Below are 15,680 nucleotides of genomic sequence, written 5' to 3' on the forward strand. Positions count from 1 at the left end.
GCGCCGACGACGCGCCGACATGCGCCGCGCATGAGCGCCGCGAGGAGCCAGGCCCGCGGCAGCATCGAACAGAGTCGCGCTCCAGGGCAAGGGATAGCGCCGCGATTCCACCGGATCTGCGCCGCGCGGAGAGTGTCAGACGGGGAGGAGTACGGAGTTGCCTTACTGGCCTACTGCCGACGGCGTACTTCACGAGGAGCGTACGCGAGAGGAGCACACATCACACGACGTGCGCGCGGTCGACCAGGCGGCGCGGCGGGCCGTCGTCGCGCTGGCCCAGAGAGGGCTCGCATGGTGGAGGGAAAATGGTCAGTCGTCGCCCGCCTTCCTGTTCACATGCGATCATCACCACGCCCTCCGCGCGATGAGCATTGCGCCGAGCGATGGGCATGCTCGCGCCACGCCCTCCGCGCGATGGGCGTCGTTCACCGCGCCCTGCGCGCGTTGAGCATTGCGCCGCACGATGGGCATGCTCGCCACGCCCTGCGCGCGTTGAGCAAGCGCCGCGCGATGAACCATCGCTGCGGCGTCCGCGCGGGCGCGCAGGCTGGCGGCGCGGCGGCGGGATCGCCATGGCGCACGCTGCCGGAGCCTCGACGGAGCAGCCCAGGAACGCGACAGCTTTGCGCTTGCGGACCCCTTCCGGAGGCGGTAGAGCCGGTCTGCGTGGCCGGTGATCGCATTCCGGCATGAGCCACGGGCGTCGCCCTCGTCGCCCATCTCGCTCTGGTAGCTCTGCTTGCCCCGTGTCGGCTCCAGGTTGGTCCTGCCCGAAGCGGGCGAGCCGACCCCGGTCTGCGCACGGCAGTATGGCTCCCCTGACGCTCTCTTCTTCGGCCGATGCGCCCCACCTGGCCGCGCGGCTGGTCGCACGCACCCTCCGGCTCGACGCGGACGCGCTCGGGAAGATGCCCGGCGGCGTCTCGTCCCTCGCCGGGGAGAACGCCCGCGTCTGGCTTCACCCGACCGCGCAGCTGGTCGCGCACGGGGTCGCCGCCCGGCTGGAGCTGCCCCACGGCATCGAGGGCGGCGTCTCGTGGATCCGGGAGGTGCTCGCGGCCATCGGCGCCGCCGACGCCCTCGGCCGCCCGGGCAGCGGCCCGATCGCGCTCGGCGCCCTGCCCTTCGACCGGACAGAGCCGGCGTCGCTCGTCATTCCAGCCCAGATCGTCGGCGCGGCGCCCGACGGCACCACGTGGGTCACCACCATCGGCGAGGGCGCCGCCCCGGCGCCGCACCTCGCGCCGGCCGAGGTCCACCGACGCTCGCCCGACAGCTTCACGCTTCGCTCGGCGATCCCGCACGAGGAGTGGTGCGCGCGCGTCGCCCACGCGATCGCCGACGTCCAGCGCGGGGATCTTTCCAAGGTCGTGCTGGCGCGCCCGGTCGACGTCGAGGCGAACCGGCCCATCGTCGTCGAGGAGGTCCTGCGCCGGCTGACCGCGCTCTACCCCTCGTGCGCGATCTTCCACTGCGACGGCTTCCTCGGCGCGAGCCCCGAGCTCCTGATCTCGCGCCGCGGCCGCGCCGTCTCCTCGCACCCGCTCGCGGGCACGTACGCGGTCTCTGCCGACGTCGACGCCGACCGCCGGTTCTCCGAGGTCCTCCGGAAATCGGCCAAGGACCAGCGCGAGCACCGCTTCGTGGTGGAGGCCGTCGCCGCGGCGCTCGGGCCGCTCTGCGCGTCGCTCGACGTGCCGAGCGAGCCGTCGATCCTGAGCCTCCGCAACGTGATGCACCTCGGCACGCCGATCCACGGCGTGCTCGACGAGGGGGCGCCCGACGCGCTCTCGCTCGCCGCGCGGCTGCACCCGACGCCCGCCGTGTGCGGCACCCCGCGCGACGCGGCGAAGGCCTGGCTGGACGCGCACGAGGGGTTCCGGCGCGGGCTCTACGCGGGGCTCGTGGGCTGGGTCGACGCCCGCGGCGACGGCGACTGGTTCATCGGCATCCGGAGCGCCACCGTCGACGGCGCCCGCGCGCGCATGGTCGCCGGCGTCGGCGTCGTCGCGGGGTCGAGCCCGGAGGCGGAGCTGGTCGAGACGCAGCTCAAGCTCCAGGCCATGCTCGCGGCCCTCATCCGCCCCTGACGCCGAGGGCCCCCGGCCCGGCGACCGGACAGGGCGCCTCGCGCCGCGCTGCGCGCCCGACGCGCCCGGGCCAAAGCGCGAGCCCCACGGGAGCGACGCCGTGAAGACACTGCTGATCGACAACTACGACTCGTACACCCACATCCTCGGGCAGTACCTCTGGGAGGTGAACGGCGAGCAGCCGATCACCGTCAGGAACGACAGCCTCTCGCTCGCCGAGATCAAGGATCTGGAGATCGACAGCATCGTCCTCTCGCCCGGCCCCGGCCGCCCCGAGCGCCGGGCCGATTTCGGCGTCTGCATGGAGGTGATCGACGCGCTCCCCGGGACACCGATCCTCGGGGTGTGCCTCGGCCACCAGGGGCTCGCGGCCCGCTTCGGCGCGCGCGTGCGCCACGCCCCGCGGGTCGCGCACGGCAAGATCGCCGAGATCGAGCACGACGGCGCCGGCCTGTTCGAGGGCGTGCCCAGCCCGTTCAAGGCCGTGCGTTACCACTCGCTCCTCGTCGACGACGGCGATCTCCCGGCGGACATCGAGATCACCGCGCGGACGCGCGGCGACGGGCTCGTCATGGCCCTCAAGATCAAGGGCCGCCCGTTCTACGGCGTGCAGTTCCACCCCGAGTCGATCGGCACCGAGCACGGAAGAAAAATCCTGAGCAATTTCCGTGACATCGCGGCGCGCGTCGCGCGCGCCCGGCGCGCGCCTGCGGCGCTCGGGGACGCAGATCTCGACGACCGCGGGCGCGCGCCGGGAGTGCGCCATGTGCGGCTCCCTTGGGTCGACCCGGAGCGGGCCTTCGCCGGGCTGTTCGCCGACGCGCCGTACGCGTTCTGGCTCGACTCGAGCGCGCCCGGCGCGGACGGGCGCTTCTCGTTCATGGGGAGCGCCGAGGAGGCCCTCGAGAGCCGCGGCGAGCGCCTGACGCGGCGGCGCGCCGCCGGCCCGGAGGCCCTCCACGCCGCGGCCGAGTCCACGGGGAGCCCGTTCGCGGCGCTGCGGCAGGAGCTCGCGCGCGGCGCCGTCGCGCCGAGCGGCCTGCCCGTCCCCTTCACGGGCGGCCTCGTGGGGTACCTCGGCTACGAGCTGAAGGAGCACCTGGGCTTCGGCGCGACCGCCCACGGATCGCGCGCGCTCCCGGACAGCACGATGATGATCGCGCGGCGCGTCCTGGCCTTCGACCACGCCGAGCGCGCGGTGTACGCCTGCGCGAGCGGCGCGGACGAGCCGCCGCTGCCGCCCGCGCCGCCGCTGTCCGTCGACGCGTGGCTCGACGCGATCGCGGCGCGCCTCCGCGACCTCCCGGAGCTCGCCGAGCCCGCCCTCGCGCCCGTCCCGGAGGGCTTCGCCGATCGGCTCGCGGTCGCGCAGCGGCTCTCGCGCCGGGAGCACCTCGACGCCGTGGCGTCGATCCTCGCCGAGATCCGCGACGGCGAGACGTACGAGGTCTGCCTCACGAACGAGTTCCGGGTGCAGACCTCGCTCCCGCCGTTCGCGCTTTACCGCGTGCTCCGCCGCGCGAACCCCGCGCCCTTCTCGGCCTTCCTCAAGCTGCCGGACGGCGCGGTGCTGTCGTCCTCGCCGGAGCGGTTCCTCGCCGTCGACCGGGCGCGCCGCGTGCGCAGCGAGCCGATCAAGGGCACGCGCCCGAAGGGCGCCACCGCGGAGGAGACCCTCGCGCTGCGCCGCGAGCTCGCGGAGAGCGAGAAGGACCGCTCCGAGCTCCTCATGATCACGGACCTCGTCCGCAACGATCTCAGCCGCGTCTGCGCGGTGGGCTCGATCGACGTCGAGGAGCTCCTGCGCGTCACGGAGCACGCCACCCTGCTCCAGCTCTCCTCGGTCGTCACGGGCGCCCTGCGCGAGGGCAAGGGCGCGCTCGACGCGCTCGAGGCGTGTTTCCCCGGCGGCTCGATCACCGGGGCGCCCAAGCACCGGACGATCTCGATCATCGACCAGCTCGAGCGGCGCGCGCGGGGCGTGTACACGGGCGCGATCGGGTACCTCGCTTTCGAGGGGACCATGGACATGAACATCGCCATCCGGACCCTCGTCGCCGACCGCGATGGGCTCAGCTTCGGCAGCGGCGGCGCGGTGGTCGCCGAGTCGAGCCCGGAGGCCGAGTACGACGAGGTCCTCGTCAAAAGGTACCCGCTGCTCCGCGCCGTCTACCTCGCGGAGCTCGCCGAGGGCGCCGGCGGTATGCCCGCGCCGGGAGCACGTCCGGCGAGGGCGTCGCGGGGCTGACGCGCGCACGCGCTCACGTGCGCGTCGGAACCAGGCTCCCGGCGGCGAAGCCGGTGCGGCGCGCGGCGCACCGCGTATACTCGCCGGCCAAAGGAGACGCGATCTTGAAACGAGAGAGCAACGTCACACGGGGGGGAGTCGCGGTGCAGCGGGTGGCCGAGGAGCTCGCCGTGAGCGGCGCGATCCAGCCCATCGTCGAGGCGCTCGACAGCCACCTCGGCGTGGTCCTGGCGTCCAGCTACGAGGTCCCCGGCCGGTACACGCGCTGGGACATCGGCTTCGTCGACCCGCCGCTCGTGCTCGTCTCCCGGGGCCGCGATTTCCGGTTCACCGCGCTGAACGAGCGCGGGCGCGTGATCCTGCCCGCGATCGACGAGGCGCTCCGGGATGTCGCGGAGGTCGCGTCCGTCGAGCGCCGCGGCGACGAGGTGGTCGGCGCGGTCCGGCCGCCGGGCGAGCGGGTGCCCGAGGAGCTGCGCAGCCGCCAGCCGTCCATCTTCTCGGTGCTGCGGCGGCTCATCGAGCTCTTCAAGGTCCCGGGCGACGCGCTCTTCGGGCTCTACGGCGCGTTCGCGTACGACCTCGCCTTCCAGTTCGAGCCGATCCGGCTCCGGCACGAGCGCCCGGCCGATCAGCGGGACCTCGTCCTCTACCTCCCCGACGAGATCGTCGCCGTCGATCATCGCCGCGAGCGCGCGACGCGTACGCGGTACGAGTTCACCTGCGGCGATCGCTCGACCGAGGGGCTGCCGCGCGAGGGCGCGGCGCGGCCGTACGTAGGCGCCGATCGCGCGCCGCAGAACGAGTACGCGCCGGGCGAGTACGCCGAGCTCGTCCGGACGGCCCGGGAGGCGTTCAAGCGCGGCGATCTCTTCGAGGTCGTCCCGGGCCAGACGCTCTTCGAGCCGTGCCCGGTCGCCCCCACGGAGCTGTTCTACCGCCTGCGCGAGCGCAACCCGGCGCCCTACGGCTTCCTGATGAACCTCGGCGACGCCGAGTACCTGGTCGGCGCCTCGCCCGAGATGTACGTGCGCGTCGAGGGCGACCGCATCGAGACCTGCCCCATCTCGGGCACCATCCCGCGCGGCAGCGACCCGATCGCCGACGCGGCGCAGATCGCGCGCCTGCTCGCGTCCGCGAAGGACGAGTCGGAGCTCACGATGTGCACCGACGTCGACCGCAACGACAAGTCCCGCATCTGCGTGCCGGGGAGCGTCCGCGTGATCGGCCGGCGGCAGATCGAGATGTACTCGCGGCTGATCCACACGGTCGATCACATCGAGGGCCGGCTGCGCGAGGGCTTCGACGCGCTCGACGCGTTCCTCGCGCACACCTGGGCGGTCACGGTCACGGGGGCGCCGAAGGCCTGGGCGATGCAGTTCATCGAGGACCACGAGCGCTCGCCGCGCGCGTGGTACGGCGCCGCGGTCGGCGCGATCGGCTTCGACGGCGGCATGAACACGGGGCTCACGCTGCGCACGATCCGGATCAAGGACGGCGTGGCCCAGGTCCGGGTGGGCGCGACGCTGCTCTTCGACTCGGACCCCGAGGAGGAGGAGCGCGAGACGCACGTGAAGGCGTCGGCGCTGCTCGACGCGATCCGGCGGCCGCGCGGCGTCGCCGCGCCGGCGCCGGCGGCGATCAGCCCGGTGCCGGGCGGCAGCCGGAAGATCCTGCTCGTCGATCACCAGGACTCCTTCGTGCACACGCTGGCGAACTACCTCCGGCAGACGGGCGCCGAGGTGGTGACGCTGCGCGCCGGCTTCCCCCACAGCGAGCTCGACGTGTACGCCCCGGACCTCGTGGTGCTCTCGCCCGGCCCCGGCACCCCGTCCGACTTCGACGTCTCGGGGACGCTCTCGGCGCTGCTCGCGCGGCGGCTGCCCGTCTTCGGCGTCTGCCTCGGCCTGCAGGGCATGGTCGAGCACTTCGGCGGCAAGCTCGGCGTGCTCGACTACCCGATGCACGGCAAGGCCTCGAAGGTGAACGTGCTCGGCGGCCGCCTCTTCGAGGGCCTCCCGCGCGAGTTCCGCGCGGGGCGCTACCACTCGCTCTACGCCCTGCGCGACGCGCTCCCCTCGTCGCTGAAGGTCACCGCCGAGAGCGAGGACGGGGTCGTGATGGCGATCGAGCACGCGGAGCTCCCGGTCGCGGCCGTGCAGTTCCACCCCGAGTCGATCCTCTCGCAGGACGACAACGTCGGCCTCCGGCTCGTGCGCAACGCCGTCGCCGAGCTCCGGCGGGGCGAGGCGACGCCCGCGGCGCGCTGACAGAGAGCTCCCCGCGCGAGGGCCAGCGCGGCCCTCGCGCGAGGGCCAGCGCGGCTTCACGAAGCACAAAATGAAAAAGCGCCGCCGGGGCCTTGGGGGGGGAAAGGCCACGCCAGCGACGCTGGTCCTAGCTATTGCACCGGACATGCCATGACGGCCATCCGTCTTCACCGGGCATTTCGAATGGATGTCCGGGACGATCCTTTCGCTTTTGCACGAGCGGCCCTGCAATCCTGAATCCCGCGTGGCGCGGGCTCGCGCAGCGCGGGCTCGCGCGGCGCGCGCTCAGCGCGATCCTGGCGAGCCCTCGCCCCGCCGCGCGAGGATGCCCTTGCTGTAGGCCATGAAGAACCCGAGCCGCATGGCGTTGCGTTCGGTGGGGATGCCGGGGCTCGCGCTGATACACGCCAGCAGGCAGCCGAGCTCGCGCGCCCGCTCGAGCCGTCGGACGATGAGCGCCTGCTGGATGCCGCGCTCGCGGAACCGGGGGAGCACCGAGACGCCGAAGAGCGCGGCGCCGTCGGGGTGGACCTCCACGCTGCCGGCGCCGGCCGGCTCGCCGTCCACGAGCGCGAGGAACGAGTCGCACCGGGGGTACGCGACGATGCGGCGGCTGATATCGAGGTGCGCAGGCGCGATCGGCGCGCCCTCGGGCCGGAAGCCGCTCGTCGAGACGTCGATGAACAGCCGGACCTCTGCCTCGTCGCCGGGATCGATGCGCGCGATCTCGAGCCCCCTGGGCCAGCCGTTCGGCACGAGCGCCCGCAGGTCCTCCTCCGGATCGATCTCGCGCGCGAGCACGTTCACGAACTCCACCAGCACGAACCCCCGCTCGGCGAGGCCGCGCACGAGCGACGGGTGCGCGAAGGGACAGACGATGATGCGCGGCTCCGCGCCGCGCGTGGTGTAGAAGTCGACCACGCGATCGAGCTCCGCGCCGGAGACGGGGCCGTCGAGCCCGAGCCCGACGGCGAAGTTGCCCCACGACCCCTCGCCGTCGAAGACCATGCTCCCGCCCGCGACGGGCTCCGCGCAGGCGACGACGGCGGCGGTGGCGCGCGCCAGGCGGAGCTCCTCGACGCGCGCGATCTCGGCGTAAGACATCTTCGGCATGGGATGCACCTCATCGGGCGAGCAGGGTCGCGCGGGACGATGTGTAGGGGTTGCGCTGCGGCGTGGCGGCATCCTAGTCGGTCGAGCCCCATTTGGGCAGGAGAGCGCTCTTCCAACGCACCGCACGCACCGCCCGCGCCGGCCGCGCCGCCAAGCGCCCCGCCGCCCCGCGATCTCCGCTCGCGCGTGCGCGGGCGTTGAGATTATGCTGCGCCGCCATGAGCAGGATCTTCCGTTCACTCCCCCCGGCGGGCACCCACCTCGGCATCGCGTTCTCGGGCGGCCTCGACACGCGCTGCGCGGTGGCGTGGCTCTCGCGCAACGGGCTCAAGGTGCACGCCTATACCGCCGACCTGGCGCAGCCGGACGAGGCCTCTCCGGGCGACATCCCGCCGATCGCCCTGCAGCACGGCGCGGTCTCCGCCAAGCTGGTGGACTGTCGCGAGGCGCTGGTCCGCGAGGGCATCCTCGCCATCCAGTGCGGCGCATTCCACCTGTCGACCGGCGGCAAGAAGTACTTCAACACGACGCCGCTCGGCCGCGCCGTGACGACCACCGCCATCGTGCGCGCGATGCGCGACGACGACGTCCACGTCTTCGGCGACGGCAGCACGCACAAGGGCAACGACATCCAGCGGTTCTATCGTTATGGCCTCTTCGTCGATCCCTCGCTCAAGATCTACAAGCCCTGGCTCGACCCGAGGTTCGTGGGCGAGCTCGGCGGGCGCAAGGAGATGAGCGAGTACCTCGAGCGCCACGGGCTCCCCTACCGCATGGGCACGGAGAAGGCCTACAGCACCGACGCCAACGTGCTCGGCGCGACGCACGAGGCGAAGGACCTCGAGCGCCTCGACACCGGGATCAAGATCGTCCAGCCGATCATGGGCGTCGCCTCCTTCCGGCCGGAGGTCGCCGTCGAGGCCGAGACCGTGACCCTCGGGTTCGAGCGCGGCCTCCCGTCCACGATCAACGGCAAGCGCTACGGCTCGCTGTTCGAGCTGTTCGTCGAGTGCAACCGGATCGGCGGGCGCCACGGCCTCGGCATGAGCGACCAGATCGAGAACCGCGTCATCGACGCGAAGAGCCGCGGCATCTACGAGGCGCCGGGCATGGCGCTCCTCCACGCCGTGTACGAGCGCCTCCTGTCCGCCATTCACAACGAGAACACCCTCGACGTGTACTTCACCCAGGGACGGCGCCTCGGGCGCCTGCTCTACGAGGGCAAGTGGTACGACCCCGAGGCCATGATGCTGAAGGACGCGCTCTCCCGCTGGATCGCGCCCGGCGTGACCGGCGAGGTGACGCTCGAGCTGCGCCGCGGCGACGATTACAGCATCCTCGACACGCGCGCGGACTACATGGCCTATGGGCCGCACAAGCTCTCGATGGAGAAGGTCGAGGAGGCCTACTTCACCCCCGAGGACCGCATCGGCGCGCTCGAGCTCCAGAACCTCTCGGTCTCGGACAACCGCCAGTTCCTGATCCACCTCATCGAGAGCACCCAGGCGCTCGGCCCGGGCGGCGCCCCCGCCATCGGCGAGCTGCTCGGCGGCGACAAGCCGAAGGAGTAGAGCGGGTTGCGCGGGGCGCCGGCCTGGGTCACCACGAACCAGCGAAGCCGGCCCGCGACGCGTCGCCGCCGAGGCGGCGCTCTCCCACGGCGGAGCGGCGCCGGCCCAGGGAGGTGCTCACCATGATCAAGACGTTCCTCATCCAGGCGATCGCCGCGGGCGTCGCGGTCCTCGTCGGGGCGAAGCTCATGCCCGGCGTGCGGCTCCGCAGGACCAAGACGGCGGTCGGCGTCGCCGCCGTGTTCGCGCTCCTCAACCTGCTGCTCGGGTGGCTCGTGACCTTCCTCGTGAAGGTCGCGCTCCTGCCCGTCGCGTTCCTCACGTTCGGCCTGGCCTACCTGTTCCTGGGCATCCTCGTGAACTCGGTGTTGCTCTGGGCGACGGACAAGCTCATCGACGATTTCGACGTGAAGGGGTTTGGGCCGCTCCTCGGCACGGCGTCGCTCATCTCGCTCGCCGGCTGGCTCCTGCCGCGCCTCTTCTGATTCCGAGCACGGCGCGCGCCGCCGCGGCTCTTGCTCTTGGAAGCTAGAGGCCGCGAGCCGCGAGCCGCGGCGCGCGCCGCGAGCCGTGGTGCGCGCCCGTCACCAGCGCTGGTGGACCAGCGGCTTGAGCTGCCGGTCGTAGATCTCGCGGATCTTCGCCATCGTCTCCAGCGGGAGCGGCGGCAGGTATGCGGCGTTCATGTTGTCGTCCACCTGGGCCGGCCGCTTCGCGCCGGGGATGACACACGTCACCGCGTCCTCCATCAGGATCCAGCGCAGCGCCCACGCGGCCATGCTCACGCCCTCGGGCACGAGCTGGCGGAGCTCCTCGACGATCGTGAGGCCCAGGGCGTAGTCGACGCCCGAGAACGTCTCGCCCCGATCGAACGCGGCGCCCTCGCGGTTGAAGCTGCGGTGATCGTCGGCGGCGAACGCCGTCTGGGGGCTCATCTTGCCGGCGAGCAGCCCCGAGGAGAGGGGCAGCCGCGCCAGCACGCCCACCTCCCGGCGCTTCGCCTCGGCGAAGAACAGGTCGGCCGGGCGCTGCCGGAAGATGTTGTAGATGATCTGCACCGACTGCACGCCGGGGTACTCGATGGCCTTGAGCGCCTCTTCCACCCGCTCGACGCTAACCCCGTAGTACCGGATCTTGCCGTATTTCACGAGCTGCCCGAGGGTGTCGAACACCTCGGGCATGTAGTAGACGTCCGTCGGCGGGCAGTGCAGCTGGACCAGGTCGAGCGCCTCCACCTCGAGGTTGCGCAGGCTCCGCTCCACGAAGGCCGTGAGGTTCTCCTCGGTGTAGCCGGCCGCCACGTGCGGGCTCAGCCGCCTGCCCGCCTTCGTGGCCACGATGAAGCGCTCGTCGGGACGCTCCCGCCGGAGGCGCGCGAGCAGCCGCTCGCTCCGGCCGTCGCCGTATACGTCCGCCGTGTCGAAGAAGTTCACGCCGCGGTCGAGGGCCCGGTGCAGCGCGGCGAGCGACTCCTGGTCGTCGACTTCGCCCCACGTGCCGCCGATGGCCCACGCGCCGAAGCTCACCACGGAGACGTTCAGGCCCGTTCTGCCGAGAGGTCGGTATTCCATGGCGGCGCATACAACCAGATTTCACCCGCCGGGGCGAGCGCGCGCGACGCCGCGCCGCCCTGCCGCCGTCAGCCGGGATCCGCCCCGCGGCGGCGGTGCGCGCGCTTGCTGCGCTCGACCAGCGCGACGAGCTCCTCGCGCGTCACCCCGAGCCGCGCCGCCGTCCGGTGCGCGAGCGAGGTCCGGGCGACCCCCGGGACGAACTGGTACGTCGGCCACTGCTGCGCATCGAGCTCGACCTGCAGGAACACCAGCCGGTCCACCGGCCGCTCCCGCTCGAGCCGCGCCGCGAGCTCCAGGAAGTGGGTCGTGATGAAGGCCTGGGGGCGGAGCTCCGAGAGCAGCGACACCACGAGCTGGAAGATCTCCTCCCCCTCGGACGGGTTCGTGCCGGAGCAGAGCTCGTCGAGCACCACCATGTCGCCGACCTGCATCGCCTCGAACAAAGACCGGATGCGCAGGAGCTCCATCCCGAGGCGGCCCTCGCTGTGATCGGCCTGCGCCTGCTCGATCAGCGACACGAAGAGCCCCTGGCACGGCGAGAGGCGCGCCGCCGCGGCCGGCACGAGGAAGCCCGCCTGGCCCAGCATCTGCGCGAGCGACAGCGCCTCGAGCAGCCGCGTCTTCCCCCCGGAGTTCGGCCCGGTCACGATGAACGTCGCGTCGTGGCGCTCCGCCGCGATGTCGCACGCGACGATGCGCTCCGAGGTCGCGAGCAGGAGCGGGTTGAACAGCCCCTTGAGCTCGCGCCCGCGCGGCTCGTCGAGCGCGCCGCTCGCCCACGCGAGCTCGGGCAGGCACGCCGACAGCCCCGCCGCGCGCGCGCGGTCGTGGAGCGCGAGGCCCGCGAGGTAGAACTCGAGATCCCCGAGCAGCTGGACGAGCGCCACGAGCTCGTCCTCGATGCCCTCGAACACGCTGTTCACGTAGCGGACGAGCAGCTCGTCCTCGCTGAACCGGTACCCCCGGAAGAGCATCACGAGCCTCGTGACGAGGCGCCCGATCGGCGACCGGTAGAAGCGGTTGTCCTCGTTCTCGCGCACCGACAGGGCGCGGAGGTCGCGGACGTGGCCGTCCGAGCCGACGCGGATCCGCACGTCGAGCGTCGCGATCTCCTCGTCGTACGCGAGCAGATCCGCGAGGCGCCGGTACGCCTCGGTCCCGCGCACGGCCGCGCCGAACGCGGGGATCCGCGCGAGGCCGGAGCGGGCGCCCGCGAACCCGTCGGCGAGCGTGTCGAACGCCTCCTTCGCGGCGGCCAGGATGTCCAGCCGGCGCCGGCTGCCCTCCCGGCGCGAGATGGAGATCGTCTCGAGCTGGCCCACCCAGCGGCGCAGCGCCGCGTAGGCGCGCTCGAGGTCGCCGCGCAGCGCCTCCGAGCCGATGAGCTCCCGGAAGATCTCGCGCCGGAGCTCGACGGTGTCGCGGTCGCTCGGCGGCCGCGAGAGCGCGCGGCCGAGCAGCGCCGGGCTCGGGATGTGCGTGCGCCCCTCGACCGTGAAGCGCAGGCAGCCCGCGATGAGCTCCGGCAGGAAGACGTGCTGCGCGAAGCGCTCCGGGTTCCAGCTCGACGGGGGCAGCGACGCCGACTCGACGTGGCGATCGAGCGCCCCGCCGGGCGCGCCGGTCGCGAACGCGAACGTCAGCGACTGTTTGATCGCCTGCGCGTCGACCCGGAGCCCCGGCCGGTTCGCGAGCAGGTCCGGCGCGGCGCGCGGCCCCGGCAGGGCGTCGGACGGGGCAGGTTCCGGCGACGCCGCGCTCACGCCCTCGAGCCTACGACGGCTCTGGCCGGAGCGCCCGTCCGGTGTCCGGTGTCGCGGCCGCGCGGTGGCCAGGGAGGAGGGGCTCGCCATGGCGTTCCCGACACGCACGCCGGGCGGTTGTTCCTGAACACGCGCGCGCCGCGGGGAGAGACGAGTCCGCCCATGGCATGACGTCTGCCTCGGCGTGGGGCCGGAGATGCACCATGAGCTACCGCTGCACGATGAGCACGACACGTTGGTTCTCCTGCTCGGCGCTCGCGCTCGCCCTCCTGGGCGCGGCCTGCAGGACCGAGAGCGAGCGCGCCGAAGGGGCGGTCCGCGAGCCGGGGGCTGAGCCCGGCGGAAAGGGCGCGGCGCCCGCCGGCCAGGAGCGATCGTTCGGCCAGGAGGCGCGCGAGCAGGCCGACAAGGCGCGCGAGCAGGCCGAAAAGGCGCGCGCGCAGGCCGACAAGGCCGGTGGGCAGGCCGAGCAGGCGCGCGAGCAGGCCGAGCGCGCGATCGGCCAGGAGGCACGCGAGCAGGCCGACCGGGCGCGCGAGCAGGCCGACAAGGCGCGCGAGCAGGCCGACAAGGCCGGTGGGCAAGCCGAGCAGGCGCGCGGCCAGGCCGACCGGGCGATCGGGCAGGCCGAGCGAGGGGGCCAGGCGGGCGCCGCCAGGCCGCAGGGTGGAGGCGCACGCGAGGCGCAGGGCGCCCGCGAGCAGACCGCGCCGCCCGCGGGTGGCAGGGACCAGGCCGCGCCGCAGGGCGGCGGGCGGCAGGAGCAGGCCGGAGGCGCGAACGACAAGGCGCAGCCCGCGGACGCCGCCGCGGCCGCGCGCGACGCCTGGACACGCGCGGCGAAGGAGAACGACTACCAGGTCACCTTCGGCCGCGACGGCTCCGTCATCGCCACCAAGGAGTCGCCGAAGCCGGGCAAGCGCCTGCCCGACGACGCGCTCCGCAACACCGTGGCCGGCAAGCTCGCGGACAGCGACCACGAGCCGGTGAAGAAGCTGAACGTCTCGGTCCGCGACGGGGTGGTCACCCTGCAGGGCAACGTCCCCAGCGTGAAGGAAGCGATCGAGGCGATGAAGGCGGCGATGAGCGCCGACGGGGTCACGAAGGTGATCTCGACCGTCCGGTACGAGAAATGACAGGTACCTGCCTGCCTCCTCCACGGCGGCCGGAGGGCCCCCGCGAAGGCACCTCGACCCTTCGCGACCTCGCCGCAGGCGTGCAGGTCGACGACGGGGCGGGCCTCGGGCCAGGGCTCAGTTCTTGGGCCGCAGCTTGATGGTGCGCTCGACCGCCTCGCCCGACGCGAGGTCCAGCATGAGCGTCCCTTCGAAGCAGTCGGATCGCGACACGAGGACGACCTGCATGCCCAGCGGCAGCTCCGTCTTCAGCGGGGTCTTGCCGAGGACCTTCCCCCGCCAGCTCACGGTCGCGTCGGGCGGCTCGCTCGCGATCGCCACGCTCACCTTGGGCGCCTCCGCGGGCCCCTTCTCCGGCGCGTTCGCGGGCGCGCCTTCGGGAGCGGCGGCGGTGGCGGGCGCGGCGGGCTCAGCGGCGGCCACCGATGCGCGTTTGCTCGAGAAGTACACCGCGCCGGCCGCCATCGCGGCCACCGCGACCAGGCTGGCCGCTCCGACGAGGTAGCTGCGCCGCCGCCGCCGCCGCGTGGTCGACGACGGCATCGTGGCCCCGCGCAGGCTCGCGGAGTCGCTCGGCGGGGCGACGCGCCGCTCGACGCCCGAGTGCCCCTGGTTGGGCTCGCCGAGGTAGGGGAGTTTGCCTCCCAGGGCCGAGCCCGACCCCGAGCTCGAGCTCATGGGGGCCGCCGCGATGCCGATGCCGCTCATCGTCACCGGGCCGGACACCTCGAACAGGCTCCCCACGCTGTTCACGCGGTGGATCTGCGTCCTGATCTGCTGCCGGATGTTCGCCCTGCTCTCGGCGAAGATCGCCTGCATGCAGGCGCCGAGGTGCTCGCTGCGCACGTCCTCGCCCGACCACTGCAGGTAGTTCTCGATGACGTCGCACATCTCCTGCGCCGTCCCGAAGCGCCGCGACGGCTCGCGCTCGAGCGCCTTCGCGACGATCTGGTCGAGCGCGATCGGGATCCCCGGGACGAGGGTGGAGAGCCGCGGGATCTTCCCCATCAGGAGCTGGTGCATCACGCTGATCTGGTCGCCCTCGAACAGCCGCCGGCCCGCGAGCAGCTCCCAGAGCACGACGCCCACCGCGAAGAGGTCCGCCCGCCGATCCACCGTCTTGCCCGACGTGATCTGCTCGGGGGCCATGTAGGTGATCTTCCCTTTGAAGGTGCCGGTCTCCGTGTGAGAGGAGTTGCCCGAGGCCTTCGCGACGCCGAAGTCCACGAGCTTCACGGCGCCGTCGTACGTGAGGAAGATGTTGTGCGGGGAGACGTCGCGGTGGACGAGGCCGAACGGCCTGCCGTCGTAATCGCAGAGGTCGTGCGCGTACTGCAGCCCGCGGAGCACCTCGGCGACGATCCGGAGCCACGCGCCGCGGCTGAGCCCGCCAGTGCCGGGCTCGCGCTCGCTCACCGCCTTCATCACGCGCTTGAGGGTCTGGCCCTCCAGGTACTCCATGATGATGAAGTAGCCGTCCTCGTCCCCCCCGACCTCGTAGGTCTGCACCACGTTCGGGTGGCTCATGCGGGCCGCCAGCTTGGCCTCGTCCATGAACATGAGGACCCGGCGATCCTCCTCGTCGGCGACGTTCCGGAGGCGCTTGACGACGACCAGCTTGTTCACCGACGCCGGCCCGTGCGCCATGGCCAGGAAGACGTCGGCCATTCCGCCCCGGCCGAGCTTCGCGATGGGACGATATCGGCCGACCCCGAGCTGGGTCGGCGTGTCTCTCAAGATCGACGCTCCGTAGTCTCCGGTCACACCCACCTCAGTATGCAAAATTCATTATTTCAGCGTCCAAGTCAATGCAAAGAGTTTGGGTTTCGGGCGTGTCGTCGCTTTTTTCATGTTTTGGCCGCGCTTGCCTCGCGGCTCATTTTTTTCCCTCGTCCTCCTCCGCTTCCCCCGCTTC

The 15,680-nt window shown here is 72.5% G+C and carries 10 protein-coding genes; 6 read left to right on the forward strand and 4 right to left on the reverse strand.

All coding sequences use genetic code 11. The features are described from left to right. The first annotated feature begins 809 nt into the window (after positions 1–809). The 3 genes from WMF43_RS29235 (at position 810) to WMF43_RS29245 (ending at position 6,608) form a co-directional block, all read left to right on the forward strand. Positions 810–2,090 (forward strand): isochorismate synthase, encoded by a 1,281-nt coding sequence (locus tag WMF43_RS29235; protein WP_437669568.1) that lies wholly within the window; start codon positions 810–812, stop codon positions 2,088–2,090. A 100-nt stretch (positions 2,091–2,190) separates the two neighbouring features. Beyond that, on the forward strand, positions 2,191–4,338 hold the full coding sequence (gene pabB / locus WMF43_RS29240) for an aminodeoxychorismate synthase component I (RefSeq protein WP_437669570.1): 2,148 nt from the start codon (positions 2,191–2,193) through the stop codon (positions 4,336–4,338). Between the two features lie 104 nt (positions 4,339–4,442). Then, on the forward strand, positions 4,443–6,608 hold the full coding sequence (locus WMF43_RS29245) for an anthranilate synthase component I (protein WP_437669571.1): 2,166 nt from the start codon (positions 4,443–4,445) through the stop codon (positions 6,606–6,608). Positions 6,609–6,893: 285 nt separating this feature from the next. On the opposite strand, the gene WMF43_RS29250 is transcribed toward WMF43_RS29245, so the two are convergent. Beyond that, positions 6,894–7,721, reverse strand: a complete 828-nt coding sequence (locus tag WMF43_RS29250; RefSeq protein ID WP_437669573.1) for a GNAT family N-acetyltransferase — start codon at positions 7,719–7,721, stop codon at positions 6,894–6,896. Positions 7,722–7,939: 218 nt separating this feature from the next. On the opposite strand from WMF43_RS29250, the gene argG reads away from it, so the two are divergent. Further along, a complete protein-coding gene (gene argG / locus WMF43_RS29255) occupies positions 7,940–9,292 on the forward strand; it encodes an argininosuccinate synthase (protein ID WP_437669575.1) in 1,353 nt (450 codons plus the stop codon). 122 nt (positions 9,293–9,414) lie between these two features. Continuing rightward, positions 9,415–9,777: a phage holin family protein gene (locus WMF43_RS29260; RefSeq protein WP_437669577.1), complete on the forward strand. Its 363-nt coding sequence runs from the start codon at positions 9,415–9,417 to the stop codon at positions 9,775–9,777. Between the two features lie 99 nt (positions 9,778–9,876). Here WMF43_RS29260 and WMF43_RS29265 read toward each other — a convergent pair whose 3' ends face one another. Together WMF43_RS29265 and WMF43_RS29270 are read right to left on the reverse strand one after the other, a co-directional pair. Then, positions 9,877–10,863 carry an aldo/keto reductase gene (locus tag WMF43_RS29265; protein WP_437669579.1) on the reverse strand — a complete coding sequence of 329 codons (987 nt, stop codon included), beginning with the start codon at positions 10,861–10,863 and terminating at the stop codon, positions 9,877–9,879. A 68-nt stretch (positions 10,864–10,931) separates the two neighbouring features. Then, positions 10,932–12,629, reverse strand: coding sequence for a MutS-related protein (locus WMF43_RS29270; protein WP_437669581.1), 1,698 nt, complete (start codon positions 12,627–12,629; stop codon positions 10,932–10,934). A 221-nt stretch (positions 12,630–12,850) separates the two neighbouring features. On the opposite strand from WMF43_RS29270, the gene WMF43_RS29275 reads away from it, so the two are divergent. Continuing rightward, positions 12,851–13,765 (forward strand): BON domain-containing protein, encoded by a 915-nt coding sequence (locus WMF43_RS29275; RefSeq protein ID WP_437669583.1) that lies wholly within the window; start codon positions 12,851–12,853, stop codon positions 13,763–13,765. Positions 13,766–13,882: 117 nt separating this feature from the next. Here the strand turns inward: WMF43_RS29275 and WMF43_RS29280 are convergent, their stop codons facing one another. Beyond that, positions 13,883–15,529, reverse strand: coding sequence for a protein kinase domain-containing protein (locus tag WMF43_RS29280; protein WP_437669585.1), 1,647 nt, complete (start codon positions 15,527–15,529; stop codon positions 13,883–13,885). Positions 15,530–15,680: the final 151 nt, after the last annotated feature.

This window comes from Sorangium sp. So ce131 (genome assembly GCF_051519095.1).
Classification (GTDB): domain Bacteria; phylum Myxococcota_A; class Polyangia; order Polyangiales; family Polyangiaceae; genus Sorangium.